Below are 18,359 nucleotides of genomic sequence, written 5' to 3'. Positions count from 1 at the left end.
TTCAATTTTATTGCTGAATTATGCTTGTGGAATTGTTTCTGATACTGGAACTTCTTTGTTCTTATCACGACGTGCAATCGCAGGTAAGATCATTCCTAGTAAAATCAAGACAATTGGTGTAATGATATTTGAAATCAATTGGAACCACCATGCTTTTGGATCAGCTGCATACTCAATTTTTGGAACCATACCTAAGATACAAGCAAATGCTGTAAATGCAAAACACCATGCACCGAAGATATAACCAATTTTGGGATTTTTAACGAATTTGTACTCTGAAGTGAATTTTTTATATGCTTTATTCAACATCATATAAGCCAAGAATACCCATAGATAACGCATTGGCATTACAACTGAGTTTAAGTTAGTCAACCATTTAACTAATTCGTTCATATCTTTGATACCGAAAATTGGTAACAAGATAATGATACTTACTAAGATCCCTGTCAGGAAGTACCCGTTGACCAAAGTTCCTTTGCGATTACGTTTACGCAACCAGTTTGGCACAAACTCAGGGTCAGCATCAGCTAGCAAGATTTTTAGCGGTGCATCAATTGAGAAGGCTAAAGCAGAAATTTGCCCAACCATGTTCGTCAACGCGTAGATAATCATCAACGCATTTCCAATTCCATAGTAGTTACCTAAAATTTGGAAGGCACTGTAGGCACCATTTGCCATTAGGTCTTTGGGAATATTGTCACTTGCAAATAGCATACCCATTGCCACTGAACCTAATACCGCACAGACACCAACCATTGCTGCTAAGAAAATCATTCCTTTTGGAAACTCTTTTGCAGGATTTCTTGTTGAGTTTACGTAAGGAGAGATTTTTTCTGCTCCACCCACTGCGAAAACTAGCATTGAAACGGTTGTGAAGTAACTAAAATCAAATGTTGGGATATATGTTTTCACTTGATTCATGTGTGGTGTAGCAAATTCCATTGTTGGGTTGATGAATGGTGCTGTCACTGCTAATAAAATGAATAGTAATGACATGACAAACATCGCAGTTCCCGCTAAACCACCGATCACTTTCAATGTTGATAATCCTTTAGTTGATAAGTATAAAAACGCTAAAAAGATTATTAATGAAATAATAGCAACTAATTGAACAGACATCGTATTGACGATATCTCCATTTCCTTGAACAGCCCAGCCAGCGGCAATCAAAATTGCTTGTGGTTTTTGTGCCAAGTAAGGAATATGCACAACCCAATAAGTCCATGCAGCGTAATAAGCTAGTCGTTTATTGGAAGTTGTATTTTCAACCCAAGAGCTTACGCCACCTTTACTGTCCTTAAATGTTGATCCTAATTGACCAACAATCAAAGCATAAGGAATAAAATAGATTGCAAGAATCAATAACCAAGAAGTAATAACGGAAATGCCTTGTTGTGCATAGTTATTCACAACATTTCCCATACCCCAGACCATATTGAATGCAATCAATGCAACTGTGAACCAGCGCAGTTGTTTGTCGTTCATTGTCTCTCTCCTTTGATATAAAGTATCTATTGCACCATGTAATAATAATCACTTTTTTTTGCTGTCGCAATAGTTTGTTATTTTAAGTGTGTATTCTTTTATTATAAACACATCGTTTTAAAATTATTTTTTCATCATAAAACCAGAAAAATATTTTTATTTCAAAAAGCTTTTGTCTTATGATACTTGCAAGACAAAATTTTCTGAAAAATGAAAATACATTTTTGTCCGTTACGACTTCTTTTAGAATTACATGAAAAAAATCCAAGAGATCAGTAACAATGATCTCTTGGATTCGAACATGCGTTATTTTTACCATAATAACGGATTTTTTTCGTATATTTTATTTATCAATATACATTCATTTCATTTTTTTACTCGTAAGCATCTCATTGCATTCAAAACAGCAATCACCGTTACCCCAACATCAGCGAAAACAGCATCACCCATTGAAGCAAACCCCAATGCACCAAGGAGTAAAACTAAAACTTTCACACCAATTGCAAAGACGATATTTTGCTTCACAATTCGCAATGTCTTACGAGCAACTCGCATCGCATCAGCAATTTTTGAAGGTTCATCGTTCATAATAACAACATCAGCTGCTTCAATTGCCGCATCGCTTCCTAGTCCGCCCATAGCGATTCCGACATCTGCTCTAGCTAAAACGGGTGCGTCATTGATTCCGTCACCTACAAAAGCTACTTTACCAGAGTTTTTTGCAAGAATCATTTCTAATTTGTCAACTTTATCTTGGGGAAGCAATTCACTATAAACCTGATCAATGCCTACTTTTTCACCTACAGAGTCAGCAATTTTTTTCGCATCCCCTGTCAACATAACTGTTCCTTTAACGCCAGCTTTTTTCAATTTATTCATAGCTTCTATCGCATCCACTTTTAGTGCATCTGCAATCAATAGAAAACCAACATATTTTTGGTCAATGGCAACGTAAAGTACTGTCCCGACTTCTTCACTCGCAGAAAATGCAATTTGTTTACGCGCCATCAATTTTTGATTACCAACTAGAATATCATGAGCCTCAATCACTGCTGAGATTCCTTCACCAGCAATTTCTTCTACTTGTTCACTCACTAATAAAGGACCTTGGTAAGCAGCCAAGACTGATTGGGCAATTGGATGCGTAGAATATTGTTCAGCACTTGCCACATACTGCATAAAGTCTGTTTCATCCATCGTTGTTTCAATTGTTTGAACAGAAAATTCACCTTTAGTTAACGTCCCTGTTTTGTCAAAGACAACAGTTTCTGTTTCTGCAAGTAATTCAAGATAGTTACTTCCTTTAACTAAAACCCCAATCTTACTTGCACCACCTATCCCACCGAAGAAACTCAATGGAACAGAAATCACTAAAGCACAAGGACAAGAAATAACCAAGAATGTCAATGCACGATAAACCCAGTCAGAGAACACGGCATCAGGAATCACTAATGGCGGTACAATTGCTAACAATAAAGCTAAAACAACTACGATTGGCGTATAGTAACGCGCAAATTTAGTAATAAAATTCTCAGCTGGTGCTTTCTTACTACTAGCGTTTTCAACTAATTCTAATAACTTACTGATTGTTGATTCACCATAAGTTTTCTCTACACTCATGACAATAGGTTGATTTTTATTGATAAACCCACTGAGAATCATTTCGCCACTGGTTACTTTTCGTGGCACAGATTCCCCAGTTAAAGCAGAAGTATCGACCATGGATTCACCGTCAATAATCGTTCCATCTAGTGGGACTCTTTCACCTGGTTTAATCAAAACTTGTTGTCCTAGCTCGACTTCTTCTGGTGCCACATCCATCCAACCTTCAGCAGTTTTGACGCGTGCTATGTCAGGACGAATGGCCATGAGTTCGCGAATGGATCGTCGTGATTGTTTAACCGCAAAACCTTGGAAATATTCACCCACTTGGTAAAACAACATGACAGCAACTGCTTCAGGATATTCCCCAATAACCATTGCACCAATTGTCGCAATCGCCATCAAAAAGTTTTCATCAAAAATCTGACCCTTAGTTATATTCATGACAGCTTTTTTTATTACATCAAAACCGATTAACCCATAAATAAGGAGATAACCAATCAGACGAATAGCACCAGTCGGCGATAGCCAAATCAAAAGCCCCATTCCCACTGCGGAAACAAGAATCCGAATCAAATCATCCCAACTAGTATCATGTTCATGATCATGGTCATCTTGCTGATTATTTTTAAGCTCATTAATCGTCACATCTGGTTCGATTTCTTTAATCGCTTGCTTTGTTTTATCTTCAACGGTTGCTAAATCTGCTTCGTCTGCAACGATTCGCAACTTACTCGTAGTAAAGTTTACATTTGCTTCTTGCACACCTTCAATTGTCTGTACTTTTTTTTCAATTTTCATTGCGCAATTTGCACAATCTAAGCCATCTAAACGATATTCTTTATTCATTTTCTTTCCCTCCCTACAATACATATGAATATCTCTTCATAAGTTATTATAAATGAACGCACATTCATATGTCAACTGGAAGCCTTCTCTTTTTTTCTTTTATTTGACATTTTACGTTTCCTGTCAAAAAAAAGCGGACAAAACGAAAATCGTTTTGTCCGCTTTTCAATTTGTTACTCAAAATAATAGTGATTACTTGGGACAATCTCTGCTCCAAATGGCATCAATGCCAAACGAGCCAATTTAAATGATTGTTTGCCAAATGGAATACCTACAATTGTGATACACAAAATCAAACCACTTACAATATGCGTTAACGCCAAAGGAAGACCTGACACAATCAACCAAATCAAATTGACAATCAATGAAAAGCCACTTTGATGATAGATCACTTCTTTTCCAAATGGGGCAAAAGATAAAGAAGCAAGTTTGAAACATTGTAATCCGATTGGAATTCCAACAATTGTGACACACCATAATGCGCCCGCAATCAGCCAGCCAAGTCCCCCAACTAATCCTCCAAAAATAAACCATAAAATATTTCCTAAACAGCTCATACTATTCTCCTTTTATAAAGTTACTTGAATCTATTATCGCATAAAATACTAAAAAAGAAGCATGACAGTATCGTCATACTTCTTTTTTAAACTCTTTTTATTAAGTTGTATTCTTATTTAAGGTGTTCAAGAAGTAGCTCTGATAAATCAGTCTAAACACTCAAAAATTTGAGAAGCAATTTCTGACAATTTATTCTTATTTACTGGAGTTGGACACTTTTTTACAACCTTTATGGATAGATGCGGTTCAACAAACGAGGGAATGGAATGGCCTCACGCACATGATCAATTCCTGAAATCCAAGTAACTGTACGTTCCAACCCTAAACCAAAACCTGAATGAGGTACAGAGCCGTATTTACGCAAGTCAAGGTACCAAGAATATTCGTTTTCATCTAAGCCATGCTCACGAATTTGTTCTAGTAAAAATTCGTAATCAGTTGCACGTTCACTACCACCAATGATTTCGCCGTAACCTTCTGGCGCGATCATGTCTGCACAAATCACAACATCTTCACGGGTAGGATGTGGTTTCATATAGAAAGGTTTGATTGCTTTTGGATAGTTTAAAATGAAAACTGGTTGCTCAAATGAATTCGCAATAAACGTTTCGTGTGGTGAACCGAAGTCTTCGCCCCACTCAATATCATCAAATCCATTTTTCTTCAATAATTCAATTGCATCATCATACGTGATACGTGGGAAAGGTAACTTAGTATAAGATTTCAAAACTTCTTTATCACGTTCAAGTACATCTAACGCATAGTCACAGTTATCTAAGACACTTTGAACTAAGAAAGCTACATATTTTTCTTGAACTTCTAAGCTTTCTTCTTGATGAGTAAAAGCCATTTCTGGCTCAATCATCCAAAACTCGATTAAGTGACGACGTGTTTTTGATTTTTCTGCACGGAATGTTGGTCCAAATGAAAAGACTTTTCCAAATGCCATTGCAGCAGCTTCCATGTATAATTGACCACTTTGAGAAAGATACGCTTTTTGATCAAAATAGTTTGTTTCAAATAAATCAGTTGTTCCTTCTGGTGCTGAACCAGTCAAAATCGGTGGATCAATTTTAACAAATTGATTCGCATTGAAAAATTCGTATGTGGCACGAATGATTTCATTTCTGATTTGCATGATTGCATGCTGGCGTGATGAACGCAACCATAAATGACGGTGATCCATCAAAAAGTCTGTCCCATGTTCTTTGGGTGTAATCGGATAATCATGGCTTTCACCAACTACCTCAATGTTAGTGATCCCAATTTCATACCCAAATTTTGAACGGCTATCTTCACGAATTTCACCAGTAACAGTAATAGCTGTTTCTTGGTGTAAGTTCTTAGCAGTTTGGAAAACTTCTTCTGGTACCTCACTTTTGACAACTACACCTTGGAAAAAGGCTGTTCCATCTCTTAGTTGAAGAAAAGCAATTTTTCCGCTTGAGCGCTTGTTAGCAACCCATGCACCAATTGTCACAGTTTCTCCTACATGGTTTTTCGAATCAATAATTTGAATTTGTTCCACGAATGACTCTCCTTTTTTCTTCCTGTTTTACTTTCAGGATTCATTTTGACTTTTACTCTCAATAAATTGAGCAATTCTCAACACGGCTTCTTCAAGCGTTCCAAGATTTGTCGCATAACTTAAGCGAACGTTCTCACTTGCACCAAATCCTTCACCCGTAACTAAAGCAACCCCTGTTTCTTCTAACAGATCTTCGACCCATTTCGTCACATTACTATATCCACAAATAGCTAAAGTTTCTTTCACGTTTGGAAATAAATAAAAAGCTCCTTGTGGTTTCGCAAGTTTGACACCTGGCAATGCTGCCACTAATGGATATAAACGGTTCAAACGTTCTTCAAATGCCTGACGCATTTCTTCCACCGTATCCTGCTCTCCTCTTAACGCTTCAACCGCAGCATACTGACTGACTGCTGTTGGATTGCTAGTGGATTGTGACGCAATCGTAATCATTCCATCAATGATTGTTTGATCACCAACTGCGTAACCAATTCGCCAACCAGTCATGGCATATGTTTTTGAAACACCGTTGATGATAATCGTTTGTTTGCGAATTGCTTCGCCTAGTGTGGCAATTGGAGTAAATTCATTGCCATTATAAACTAAACGACCATAAATATCATCTGCAACAATCAAAATATTATTTGCAACAGCCCATTTTCCAATTGTCAAAAGCTCATCTTTGGTGTAAATCATCCCTGTCGGATTAGATGGCGAATTGATAATCACAGCTTTTGTTTTGCCTGAACGGGCAGCCTCTAACTGCTCTACTGTCACTTTGAACGCATTTGTTTCTTCTCCGCGGACAAAGACTGGAACACCTTCAGCTAATTTGACTTGTTCCCCATAACTTACCCAGTAAGGAACGGGAATAATCACTTCGTCTAACGGATCAAGAATTGTTTGAAAAAGCGTGTATAGGGCAAACTTCGCTCCATCAGTAACGATGGTCTGTGAAGTCTGATAATCAAGCTGATACTGTTGCTTTAAATAATCAACAATTGCTTGACGTAACTCTGGAATTCCAGCAGTCGGCGTATAGTAGCTTGCTTTCCCATTTTTGATAGCTTGGATGGCAGCTTCCTGAATATTCTCAGGTGTTGCAAAATCTGGTTCACCGACTGTTAAACTCAAGATATCTCTACCTTGGGCTTTCAGTGCTTTTGCTTTAGCTGCCGCTGCAAGTGTCACAGAAGGCTCTAAACGTTGTGCTCTCTTAGATAGTTCCATCTTTTTCGTCCCTTCACAATTAGATATTTTGAATGGTTTTCACTTCGTCCCCTGATTCAAATGTAATCAGGTAATAATTTAATGAATTGTCTGTCCCTTTAGCAACAACTTCCCAAACAGGCTGATCTTCAAAAATTCCTAGTGTTGCTTTTTCAATCACAGCTTCTGGATGCGCTTCTTGGATTTTTTGTTTAGCTTCTTCTTCTGTTAAACCCTTGTTTTGTTCCAAAACTTTCACCTTATCACCAGATTTTGGAATGATGACCACAATTTTTTGATTTTTTTCATTCGTACCCATTAGAGAAAAATAAGTTTTCTCACGTGTGTACCAGTAAAACTTGTCCACATTTTCCAAATTTGCATATTTTTTTGCAAGAGCTGTCGCTTCTTTTTCCGCCTGTGCGTAAGGGCGATTTGATCGTAAATAAAAAATCGAACTAAAGACAATTACTGCTAATAAAAATACGATCAAACTAATCAATACACGATTAATGGTTCTTTCTCTTTTTGATTCTTTCTTCAAGGATCGTCGCTCCTTTATCTTCATTGCCTTTCATTATAACAGATGTTTCTCCCAAAATAGGAAGATTGTATTGACTTTATTCTTCTTTTTTTGTTAAGAATTCACTGATTTCTTGGTAAATTACTTCGATTGGTTCTTCTTGGACTTTTACCTTTTTTGGTAAGGAACGTAGCATTCTTCCACCATATCTTGCAGTGAGCAATCGACGATCCAAAATCAACAACACACCACGATCAGTTTCGGTACGGATCAGCCGCCCCAATGCTTGACGTAACTTTAAAGCTGCCTTAGGTACTGATTCCTGATAAAAAGGATTGATACCTTTAGATTCAAGATAGGCATTTCTAGCTTTTACCATTGGTCGTTTTGGATTGTCAAAAGGTAGTCGTGTCACCACAACAATTTGGAGTGCATCTCCAGGTAAATCTACCCCCTCCCAAAAACTGTCAGCACCAAAAAGGACACTCATTTCTGACAACATGAATCGCTTCAATAATTTTTCGCGACTTCCGCCAAATCCTTGTGCTAATATTTCTCTACCTTGTTCCAACATTCTCATATGCATCTTTTGATAGACCTGTTGCAAAATATCATGCGAGGTGAACAAGACTAAAATAGGTCGCTGTTCTCGCTTGATCAGCCCCGTTAATGTTTTGGTCAAATATTCGATATAATCCTGACTTGTTACTTGGTTTATTGCAGGTGCTTCTGTTGGCAAATAAATTCTTGCTTGGCTTTCATAATCATAGGGTGAAGCAATCACTTTCAAGGGCGTTCCTTCAATACCCAGTCGTTTTGAAAGATAGTTCCGATCTGGACCAATTTTCAAAGTACCGCCAATATAAAGAATATGTTGATATCTTGGATACCAAACAGTTGTAGGTAATAACGCTGCTTGAAAATCATGTAGATGAAACATCATTTGCTGTGGACCACTTCCAAGTACAACCCAATGAATCAACTGTTCACGCCAATCCTCCAACCACTGCTCCATAAATTGCTGTTGCGTGTCTAATTGGTCAAACAAAGCATACAAATTGGCTAAGTCCAAGCGCATTTGATTTGACCAGCTTTCTTGAATGATTTCCAAGCTTAATTTCAATTGTTCATGAAGCTGGTGGATTTCTCGATAAAATAATTGCAAATGGTCAATCGCAATCCCTGCCTCAAATGGTAACTCATCTAACAATTCTTTTGTTACCATGACCTCTTCTTGATGATGGTTTTCGTTTTGATTCAACAACTCCGTCAATCCTTCTGCAATCGTGAACTGAGCTTCACATAAAGAAACTAATTCCTGTCGGTAAATCTGTAACCAGCGAGTCACTTCATGGTTATCCGGCAAATAACTACTCATTCGGTCGAATAATTGTCCTTCCTCATTCAACTGTTGAACTTGTTTATAGAAATGTGCGACACTCAATCTTCGATCATTGATTTTTTCGGCAATCTCAGGCAAATGATGCGCTTCATCAATCAGTAAATAAGGACTTTCAGGTAGCAACGGCTCTTTGCGTAACGTTTCTTGGACTAAAAATGCATGATTGACAATCAAAAAATTACTTTGTTTTGCTTTTTCCAATAAAAAACGAACAAAATCTTGTTCATAAAATGGCTGATTCGGCGCTAAAAAATGAACTCCACGATGGGCAATATCGTGGAAAAAGAGATGGTTCAGATTCGTCAAATGTAATTCATCTAAATCACCTGTTTTAGTTTGTGTCAACCAAACTAAAACCGACATTTGATACAATGCATATTGTTTTTGACTAGGTGCTTCGTTTAACGTCGCTTTCAAACGTTGAAGATCAATATAATGACGAAAACTTTTGATGATAGTCGCTTGGATTGGCTGATCCAGTAATTGGTTCAGCAAAGGAATGTCTTTCTCGACAATTTGTTGCTGAAGAACTAAGGAAACAGTACTGATAATAGCAGGCTTCTCAGGTGTTGCTAAATAGCTTAGTGGCAACAAATAGCCAATCGTTTTCCCCATTCCCGTCGCAGCTTCGATCATCAAGTTTTTTTGTTCCTCTTTTTTAGTGAAGTGATCGTACACTGCATTCATCAAACGATTTTGTTCTTTGCGATACATCAATGTTTCGCCAAACATTCGCTCTTTTGCCTGTTTTTTTCTTGGATAAGTTTGCGTACCATAGTGAATCTGTGAAAACAGCTCTACTTGCTTTTTCTGTAATGCAATTCCATCAATGATTTCAATGGAATCATCTAATGGCTGGACTTGCTGTTTCATTTCTTCAACAACACGTGCGATGAATCGACTCGTATCCATCCCAGTGTATTTGCTTAGTCGGGCAACCTCTTCCAATGTAACTAATGGCAACTGACGCATGCGCTCTTCAATCAGCAAAAGGAGCTGACCAGTCACTTCCGCATCGCTGTCAGCCTGATGTGGATTTTCATGAATGAATCCTAAGCTTTCCGATAAATCGCTCAAACGAAAACTTGGTTCTGTTGGTAAAAAAATCTGCGCTAATTCAACCGTGTCGATCCCCGGAATCTTCAATTCTGGAAGACCACACCGCATTAATTCTTGATTTAAAAATTTATAATCAAAGTAAATATTATGTGCGACAAATACTGTTTCTGCTAAGAGATTGTAAATCGTCGGTGCGACATCTTCAAAATAAGGCGCACGTTGGACGCGTTGGTTCGAAATTCCTGTTAAATGTTGGATTTGTTTTGAAATCTTTCGCCCCGGATTAATGTCGATCGAAAAGCGTGAAGTGATTCGACCAGCTTCAATCATGACGCAGCCAAATTGAATGATCCGATCTTCTTTTGGGTTCGTCCCAGTCGTTTCAATATCGACGACCGCATAAGTTGTTGGTTTCAAAATAATTTCCTCTTCTCTTGCCGCTTCGTTTACTTTTTAGTACGGATGTTTCTTTTGAAATTATACTACAAAGAAGAGGCTGGGACAAAAGTGTTTCACCTTAAAAGACAGAATGAATGTTCAAAAATGATTCACGCTTTTTTCCCCCTCTCTTTCTCAAAGCATTTTTTTGCTTCACTAGCTACTGAACTTTTATAACAAAAAAGACTAAGAATTTTCGTCCTAACATCCTGCTCTTATTTTTTCCATAAAAATTGGTTCCTTGCTTGTTGAATGAAGAAAAAAGAAACAAATACGACAAAATAAAAAAGCTTGGAATAATTATCAAAAAGATAACTACTCCAAGCTTTTGTTTAATTTATAGGTTAATTAAGCTTTAACAACGTTAGTTGCTTGAGGTCCACGTTGACCTTCTTCAACATCAAAAGTTACTGCTTGGCCTTCTTCTAAAGTTTTGAATCCGTCACCTTGGATAGCTGAGAAATGAACGAATACGTCGTTTCCGTTTTCTGCAGTGATAAATCCAAATCCTTTTTCTGAGTTAAACCATTTAACTGTACCTGTTTCCATAATAAAAATCCTCCTTGTGTTTCAAACACATATTTTGCAATTACTTGTATGGTGAATATCTGGAAGATGTTTATTTGAAACAAGCTACCATAATTACCGAACAGAAACTACGACTATTAATATACCACACATCTATTAGAATAGCTAGAATTTTAGAACATTTATTTAAAAAAAATCAATTTTTTCACAATTCCCACCTTAAGTAGAATTCGAACGATTTTCTTTGAAGTTTTTTGATTATTAAGAAAGGAAACGGATACGCAAAAAAAAAGAACAAGAAACCAGCGCAACGTCTGACTTCTTGTTCTTAGCAAAAATAGGAGAAATAACAGAGCAAGCCTTTTATACTACCTAGAAACTGCCTGCGCTCCTGCATAATCTTTATGCGCCATTTTTACTCTTATTTCACCAGTTTAATCAAAATATTTCTTTATTTACTAAAGTAGTAAAACTCTTTTGAATACTTGATCGTTGTTTTGGCAGAGCTGAACATTTTGTGCCGCAACCTTTATTCACGTTGTTCCTCAAATAGCCTTCCTTAATATCTCAAAATCGCCACCAAACTCTTTTCATCAGGCGATTCTTTTTGATCCAAGATAAAGACTTGTCCGCCTGTCTCAATGACATCGTCAGCTAATTGATTCAAAACTTGACGTCGATCATATTCTGTTTCTGGATCTTCACCAAAGCCATCAACTAAATTAGAAGTTGCAATAAACAAATGCGAAATTTTACCTTCTTTCGCCGCTGGAACAATATCCACTAATTGATCAATGAATTTTTTATCCAATAATTTATTATAACTTTCAGCTTCTTTATCCGCCAATTCTTTTGACAAACGTTGTGCACCAACCTCAATATCTTTTAACGATAATTGAGCTGGTGACGCTGAGACAGCAACATCTGAACGATAATCTGGGTTTTTGGCTACTTTTTTGAAAACAGCCTGATTTTCTGGTAAGGCAAATAAATAAATCGGCCATTTTTCTGGATTTTCAAATGTATCACGTAAATAATTATCTACCGCTTGGTAATAGTTAATCCAATCGATTTTGACTTCTTCATCTTTTGTGCTAACTCCATGGAATGTCATGCCTTCTTTTGAAGTCCCAGCTTTTCCACTCGTAATAAAGTTTAGATTCCCACCTGTTAATTCGTCGCCTAAAGCTGTTACGATGTCTACCGGTGCATCTTCTGGTAATTCGACTTCTTTGACCATCTTGTTGTTTACTTTATACAACTTCATGGAATCACGATTCAACCCTAATAAATAATAAGAATAGTTGAATTGCGCGTTTTTGATGATTGCCAATAAATAAGGTAAATCACTAACATAATATTGATCATCTACTGGAATACTTAGACGGTAAATATACGATTGCTCTTCATTTAAGACAACTGCCACACTCTCTGTGCCACTACGCCAAAATGAAGCATCATTTAGGATTTCTTCAATCTTTTCTTTAAATGGAGTCCACTCATGTTTTGAGTATTTTTTTTCAAAACGTTTTTTGGCTTCTTTCGCAAAATTTTTAAATTTGATTTGATCTTTTTCAACATCTTGATGTGAAACGTGTGTGTTCAACATAATTGTGACGAACGGACCTTTTGCACCTTCTGAAGCTAACTGAGACAACAATTCTTTATCGATTTTTGTCATAAACGTATCCCTCCTAAAAAAATCATTCCTACAATTAAAGTCTACCACAACAATTTTTTTCAACCCAATAAAACGAATTAACTCCAGTAAACGGTTTCGCTTTTTTCAATCATTCATGTTTTATTCACATTTAAACCATTCTTTCCTCTCATCTTCACAGCAAATGATTCAAAATTAACTGTTACAGTGAAATCATCAAATAGATAAATTTCAAAAATAGCTTGATAATTAACTTAAACGAGGTGAAAACGATGCAATTACTAATTATTTTTAGTTTATTAAGTATGATGAGCTTATTCGCATTTGTCGCTAGTCGTGTTGTTGAACTTGAACCACAACCAGCTAAAGTACGCGTAAAAAACGATTAATTCTATTCCTATTTAACTCTTCGTCTCCTGATTCAATCACATCTAAAGTTTTTTTCAGAAACATTGAAAGTCCCCACACTCTCTGATAAAATTTTAATTTGTACGAAAAGAAATCAATAAGGAGACCGAATATGTCCATAAAAAAAACACGGTTAGTTGTTCTGTTTGCTAGCCTCATCTTATGTGTTGCTTCCCTTTTCCCCACATTAACTGTTAGGGCTGATGACACATTTTCTGTTGGCGCAAAAGCAGCTTTTGCAATTGATGCCGAAACCGGCAAGATTTTGTATAACCAAGATGGTGACACGCCAATGGGAATTGCCTCAGTCACAAAAATTATTGGTCTTTACATCATTCTTGACCAAGTTAAAAATGGAAAACTTGCTTGGGATGATGAAGTATCCATTTCAGATTATGCCGAGGAACTAAGTGTAACACCGGATCTATCAAATGTGCCATTGCACAAAGAAAACACGTATACTGTCAAAGAACTTTTTGATTCTGCTGCAATTCAGTCTGCTAATGCCTCAATTGTTGCACTTGCTGAAAAAATAGCTGGTAGCGAACCTAAATTTGTTGAGATGATGCAATCACAATTAAAAAAATGGGGAATCACAGACGCTACTCTAGTCAATGCTTCTGGACTAAATAATAGCTATTTAGGTGACAATCTCTACCCTGGCAGCTCCGAAACAGACGAAAATCAACTTTCTGCTCGTGATGTTGCTATTGTTGCTCGCCATTTGATTCTAGATTACCCAGAGATTTTAGAGGTCACAAGTACTGCGACTCAAATGTTTGGTGAGGACACTGTTTCACCAGTTGAAATGGTGAACTGGAACTGGATGCTTCCGGGATTCATCAATCACAAAGAAGGCGTTGATGGACTAAAAACAGGAACAACTGATTTTGCTGGTGCCTGTTTTGTTGGTACAATCAAGAAAGATGATCGTCGTGTAATCACTGTTGTGTTGAATGCAGATGGTCACGAAGAAAATCCAAGTGCTCGCTTTACTGCTACTGCGAACTTGATGGACTACTGCTACGACAACTGGTCCGAAAAAGAATTAGGAAAAGCTGGAGCAAGTATCCCAGACATGAAAACGATCGATGTTCTTGACGGAAAAGAACAATCTGTTCCAGTCGCACTTAAGTCACCAGTTAAAGTTTGGGTCCGTAATGATATGGATACAGGAAAGTTGAACATTACACCTACACTTTCAAAAGATTCATTGACAGATAAACAAATTCAAGCACCTGCAGAAAAAGGAACAAAAGTCGGAACTGCTATGATTACTTTAGCAGATGATAAGCTTGGCTATTTAGACGAAAAAGATGCACCAGCTACCGACATCGTCACAACTGCTAAAGTCGAAAAAGCCAATATTTTTGTTCTTGGTTGGCGTCATGTTGCTGAATTTTTTACAAATCTTTTTTGATCCTGAGTAAACTTCCACTCATTTAACGTGAGAAGCGTTTGTCACATGACAAAGGCTCTCACGCTTTTTTGTTTCTCACTTTCTTTCCATTTTTTGGTTTTATTAAAAGCTTTTTTATAGAAATTTCGTTATACTTAATGAATGAAAAAGGAGTTGAACGTATGAATTTAACCAGAGATCTTGCTTTTATGGCTCTCTATTTTTTAGGCATTGTTGGTGTTTATTATTGGCGGAAAAAACAAAAAGATCCCGCACTTTTTTTCTATGGTAGTACATGGTCTTTTGGCGTATTGCTGACTTATCTGATTGTATTAGAAATTTCCTATCATTCACTTTTTTTTATGATTCCCTTGTTTTTCTTTAGTATTTTTGCCTTTTTTTATTTTACGGAGAAAAGGCGCCTACTAAATGGGTGGCTATTTAATTTATTTCTCATCAGTTTTGGCATTTACTTAGTCATGCTATTGTTTGAAACAGAGAATGTTTTCATTGGTGGACTACTTGCCTTGATTGCTATTCCCCTTCTTTTAATCCTGTTATTTGGATTATATATACTGATTGTTGTTTTATTTTGGAATGGGATAGTGGTACTAAAAAAAGAATCACATTCACTGGCAAATTTATTGACGTTATTACTTGGCATTTTCTTAACCATCTTTTTGTTAACTGAACTTTTCTTAATTCAATATCTGCCACAATGGGCAAATGTTCTATTCAGTGTTGTGCCAATGATTTTATTCTACTTGTTCGTCGTATTTTATAATTTCTTGACGATTTCTGTTCTGTATCAATTTAATCGCCCACGGTTCAACCAAGATTTCATCATCGTTTTGGGTGCGGGGCTTTTAGGTGGCGAAAAAGTATCCCCTTTACTCGGACAACGAATTGATAAAGCAATCGCCTTTTACCGAGCACAAGAGCGAGCGACACTTAATCCACCAAAGCTATTGATGTCTGGTGGACAAGGGATTGATGAGAAATTGCCTGAAGCCGTTGCAATGAAAGATTATGCGTTAAAAAAAGGCATTCCAGAAGATCAGATTCTTGTTGAAACAAATTCAACGACTACTTTAGAAAATATGCGTTTTTCTAAGGAAATCATGGATCGTCTAATGAACGGCCCTTATCAAGCAATTTTCAGTTCAAATAACTATCATATATTTCGTGCAGGAATGTATGCACGAGAAGCACAACTAAAGGCAAACGGAATCGGTTCAAAAACAGCTTTGTATTATTTGCCAAATGCTTTTCTTAGAGAATATATTGCTGTTTTAATGATGAATAAAAAGCGGCATTTAATTGCATGTTCGTTGATTTTCCTATTTGATTTGTTACTTGTGTTAGTCACGTTGTTTAATTAAGTCGTGAAAGAAGTACCTAGCTCCAATAAATAAAAAGCAAGTCTAAGTCATTCAAGTGACCTAGACTTGCTTTTTATTTATGCCTGTTGCGAAACGATTCAAGTAATGGGGTAAAGAAAACCCCTTTTTTCACAGCAATTTGTTGAGCAGAATAAATCCCATTGTTTCCAGAACACATAAAGCTGACTAAACATATCAAAAAGAAATACACAGCGGCTTCACTGCCAAACAATTCGATTCCCATAATAAAACAAGCTATTGGTGTATTCGTCGCACCAGAAAACACACCAATGAAGCCAAGCCCAGCTAGAAATGGGACGGACATGTGTAAGATTGGTGCCAAACTTGCACCTAATGTTGCACCAATTTCAAAAAGAGGCGTCACTTCTCCACCTTGGAATCCAGCACCTAACGATAGAATCGTAAAGCCAAGTTTTCCTAAAAAGTCAAATGGATGCGCATTGCCATTAAAAGCATCTTGCAGTAAAGGTAAGCTTAAGCCAAGATAACGTTGTGTTTGTAAGACAACAGCTACCAAAACAACAATTGCTCCACCCATAAAATTTCGTAAAACAGGATTGGTAAACCAATGGGCATAAACTTTCTTCAAAAAGACGATTGAACGACTAAAAACCCAGCCACAAATTCCAAAGATGATTCCTGCCAACATTAATTTGACAAACAAACGACCACTCCATGCAGGAATTTCTCCCATTGGATAATGTGTGTGAGTGACTCCAAAACTTTCTGTCATGAGATTTGCAAAAATAGCGGCAAAGAAGCTTGGAAATAAAGCTTCTGTTCTTACTTTACCAATCGCTAAGACCTCTAATCCAAATAAAGTTCCAGCCAAAGGTGTTCCAAAAACAGAACTAAATCCTGCACTGATCCCACTGATAATCAAGATTTCTCGTTCCAATTGATCCAATTTAAATACACGCGACAAGTTATCTGCTAAGGCTCCCCCCATTTGAACAGCCGTTCCTTCACGACCAACTGAACCACCAAATAAGTGAGTCGTGATTGTTCCAAACAAAGTCAACGGTATCAAACGCAGTGGCACTCTTTCCTCCCCACCATTTCCTTGATCGATAACTAGATTATTCCCACGACTTGAATTCCCACCATAATTTGTATATAAATAAGCAAAAACAGCACCACTTACAGGCAAAAGAAAGAATAGCCACGTATGGGTCAAGCGCAAATTAGTTACAAACGTTAAACTATTTAGGAAAAAGGCTGAAAGACTACCCATGATCACACCTAAAATAGCAGTAATCAGCAACCATTTCAGCATATAGCCTCCTATTCTGAATATATTCGTTGTTTGTTTCCCCATTAAAATTCCTCCTAAAAAAAGACACCTACTAAAAAAGAGGACACTAATCCCTTTTTTTAGTAGGCGTCATTAGTTTATTAATAAACGTTTAAAGGCGAACACCATCACCTATTCACTTCACCTAAAAATATAGCATGATTTTCTGAAAATTACAATCAACTATCGTTCTTTTTTCACGCGATGGACAAATTCATAAAATGGCTCAAGTTGCACTAACTGGTGATTACATGTATCACTATCATGACAAATATAATTGCCCTTTTTCGTATAAGTACCATCTGAGCCTGATTTTGTCGTAGAAAGAAAGAGTGAAACATTCGATGTCTTCTGGCAAATAGCACAAATCCCTTTTGTAATGGTTGGTGATAGACTACCATAGTCTCCTTGGAGTTTTCCTTCATCATAATAAAGCAAATACTTTCTTTGACTCCCAGCATCATTGAATCCTACATAAGTATGCTCTCTAAGATCGTAAGCTGACCAGTTTGGTTGTTTCAGCTTTTTCACTTTCCGAAAAATTTTGTCCACTTGCTGCTTCGAAGGTTGTTCAAAAGGTATGACATAAGTTTTTAGTTCTTCCATGACACGCTCTGCTTTTGCCCGTGTGAGCGTGACGTCCATTACAACTGCCAAAAAATCGGTAATTTCAGGTAATTCTTTCTGAATGACAGAATGAATTTTTTCAGCTGCTAATGCTTGAACTGTCTGAACCGTTTTCGGATCATTCACAGAGGAATAAGCATTAAGCAATTGATCTACTTCACGTTGAATAAAATAATATTGATATGGTTGGATTGTTGGTTTCATTTTAAGAGTCCTTTCTTCTTTCAAAAGTCATACTTTGAAGAAAAAAGTTGTTTCAACAAAGTATGTCGTTACTTGTTCAAACCCAACTCTTTTAAATAAGATACGTTATTGTGCATCTCATCATCACCCCCTTTATTTTTTATGTCGTTCTATGTAATGCCTACGCAAACAACCTTTTGTCAT

General features: G+C 36.9%; 13 protein-coding genes and 1 riboswitch. Of the genes, 2 read left to right on the top strand and 11 right to left on the bottom strand.

Translation table 11 applies throughout. The annotated features are described in order from the left end of the window. Positions 1-18: 18 nt before the first annotated feature. From AC4BC3_RS03620 to AC4BC3_RS03580, 9 genes are all read right to left on the bottom strand, one after another. A complete protein-coding gene (locus AC4BC3_RS03620) occupies positions 19-1,485 on the bottom strand; it encodes an amino acid permease (RefSeq protein WP_206906981.1) in 1,467 nt (488 codons plus the stop codon). A gap of 366 nt (positions 1,486-1,851) precedes the next feature. Next, positions 1,852-3,936, bottom strand: a complete 2,085-nt coding sequence (locus tag AC4BC3_RS03615) for a heavy metal translocating P-type ATPase (RefSeq protein ID WP_490466982.1) — start codon at positions 3,934-3,936, stop codon at positions 1,852-1,854. Between the two features lie 173 nt (positions 3,937-4,109). Continuing rightward, positions 4,110-4,493: a YccF domain-containing protein gene (locus AC4BC3_RS03610; protein ID WP_490466981.1), complete on the bottom strand. Its 384-nt coding sequence runs from the start codon at positions 4,491-4,493 to the stop codon at positions 4,110-4,112. A gap of 230 nt (positions 4,494-4,723) precedes the next feature. Next, on the bottom strand, positions 4,724-6,022 hold the full coding sequence (asnS, locus tag AC4BC3_RS03605) for an asparagine--tRNA ligase (RefSeq protein ID WP_067483937.1): 1,299 nt from the start codon (positions 6,020-6,022) through the stop codon (positions 4,724-4,726). 33 nt (positions 6,023-6,055) lie between these two features. Then, positions 6,056-7,252: a pyridoxal phosphate-dependent aminotransferase gene (locus tag AC4BC3_RS03600; protein ID WP_206906975.1), complete on the bottom strand. Its 1,197-nt coding sequence runs from the start codon at positions 7,250-7,252 to the stop codon at positions 6,056-6,058. A 19-nt stretch (positions 7,253-7,271) separates the two neighbouring features. Continuing rightward, on the bottom strand, positions 7,272-7,799 hold the full coding sequence (locus tag AC4BC3_RS03595) for a cell wall elongation regulator TseB-like domain-containing protein (RefSeq protein WP_206906973.1): 528 nt from the start codon (positions 7,797-7,799) through the stop codon (positions 7,272-7,274). A 52-nt stretch (positions 7,800-7,851) separates the two neighbouring features. Next, on the bottom strand, positions 7,852-10,632 hold the full coding sequence (locus AC4BC3_RS03590) for a helicase C-terminal domain-containing protein (protein ID WP_490466980.1): 2,781 nt from the start codon (positions 10,630-10,632) through the stop codon (positions 7,852-7,854). 369 nt (positions 10,633-11,001) lie between these two features. Then, positions 11,002-11,202: a cold-shock protein gene (locus tag AC4BC3_RS03585; RefSeq protein ID WP_206898494.1), complete on the bottom strand. Its 201-nt coding sequence runs from the start codon at positions 11,200-11,202 to the stop codon at positions 11,002-11,004. A gap of 538 nt (positions 11,203-11,740) precedes the next feature. Further along, entirely contained in the window at positions 11,741-12,862 is a 1,122-nt protein-coding gene (locus tag AC4BC3_RS03580) for a baeRF6 domain-containing protein (RefSeq protein ID WP_490466979.1), read from the bottom strand. Between the two features lie 499 nt (positions 12,863-13,361). Here AC4BC3_RS03580 and AC4BC3_RS03575 point away from each other — a divergent pair, with 499 nt between their 5' ends. Both AC4BC3_RS03575 and AC4BC3_RS03570 read left to right on the top strand, forming a co-directional pair. Then, positions 13,362-14,669 carry a serine hydrolase gene (locus AC4BC3_RS03575; RefSeq protein ID WP_490466978.1) on the top strand — a complete coding sequence of 436 codons (1,308 nt, stop codon included), beginning with the start codon at positions 13,362-13,364 and terminating at the stop codon, positions 14,667-14,669. A 161-nt stretch (positions 14,670-14,830) separates the two neighbouring features. Further along, positions 14,831-16,030 (top strand): YdcF family protein, encoded by a 1,200-nt coding sequence (locus AC4BC3_RS03570; protein WP_206906966.1) that lies wholly within the window; start codon positions 14,831-14,833, stop codon positions 16,028-16,030. Between the two features lie 73 nt (positions 16,031-16,103). Here the strand turns inward: AC4BC3_RS03570 and AC4BC3_RS03565 are convergent, their stop codons facing one another. Together AC4BC3_RS03565 and AC4BC3_RS03560 are read right to left on the bottom strand one after the other, a co-directional pair. After that, a complete protein-coding gene (locus AC4BC3_RS03565; protein WP_490466977.1) occupies positions 16,104-17,369 on the bottom strand; it encodes a voltage-gated chloride channel family protein in 1,266 nt (421 codons plus the stop codon). A gap of 53 nt (positions 17,370-17,422) precedes the next feature. Continuing rightward, positions 17,423-17,487: riboswitch (Fluoride riboswitch) on the bottom strand. Between the two features lie 41 nt (positions 17,488-17,528). Then, positions 17,529-18,176 (bottom strand): FusB/FusC family EF-G-binding protein, encoded by a 648-nt coding sequence (locus tag AC4BC3_RS03560; protein ID WP_490466976.1) that lies wholly within the window; start codon positions 18,174-18,176, stop codon positions 17,529-17,531. Between the last annotated feature and the right edge of the window lie 183 nt (positions 18,177-18,359).

It is taken from the genome of Enterococcus sp. AAFC-DPL-6103 (genome assembly GCF_058216595.1).
This window is presented reverse-complemented; position numbering and strand designations above follow the sequence as displayed.

What these genes read in the sequence shown, in the direction of transcription:
- AC4BC3_RS03580 (WP_490466979.1), bottom strand. Translation starts at nt 12,862, where the DNA reads ATGACAAAAATCGATAAAGAATTGTTGTCTCAGTTAGCTTCAGAAGGT.
- AC4BC3_RS03620 (WP_206906981.1), bottom strand. Translation starts at nt 1,485, where the DNA reads ATGAACGACAAACAACTGCGCTGGTTCACAGTTGCATTGATTGCATTC.
- AC4BC3_RS03615 (WP_490466982.1), bottom strand. Translation starts at nt 3,936, where the DNA reads ATGAATAAAGAATATCGTTTAGATGGCTTAGATTGTGCAAATTGCGCA.
- AC4BC3_RS03600 (WP_206906975.1), bottom strand. Translation starts at nt 7,252, where the DNA reads ATGGAACTATCTAAGAGAGCACAACGTTTAGAGCCTTCTGTGACACTT.
- AC4BC3_RS03585 (WP_206898494.1), bottom strand. Translation starts at nt 11,202, where the DNA reads ATGGAAACAGGTACAGTTAAATGGTTTAACTCAGAAAAAGGATTTGGA.
- AC4BC3_RS03570 (WP_206906966.1), top strand. Translation starts at nt 14,831, where the DNA reads ATGAATTTAACCAGAGATCTTGCTTTTATGGCTCTCTATTTTTTAGGC.
- AC4BC3_RS03560 (WP_490466976.1), bottom strand. Translation starts at nt 18,176, where the DNA reads ATGAAACCAACAATCCAACCATATCAATATTATTTTATTCAACGTGAA.
- AC4BC3_RS03610 (WP_490466981.1), bottom strand. Translation starts at nt 4,493, where the DNA reads ATGAGCTGTTTAGGAAATATTTTATGGTTTATTTTTGGAGGATTAGTT.
- AC4BC3_RS03565 (WP_490466977.1), bottom strand. Translation starts at nt 17,369, where the DNA reads ATGGGGAAACAAACAACGAATATATTCAGAATAGGAGGCTATATGCTG.
- AC4BC3_RS03575 (WP_490466978.1), top strand. Translation starts at nt 13,362, where the DNA reads ATGTCCATAAAAAAAACACGGTTAGTTGTTCTGTTTGCTAGCCTCATC.
- AC4BC3_RS03595 (WP_206906973.1), bottom strand. Translation starts at nt 7,799, where the DNA reads ATGAAGATAAAGGAGCGACGATCCTTGAAGAAAGAATCAAAAAGAGAA.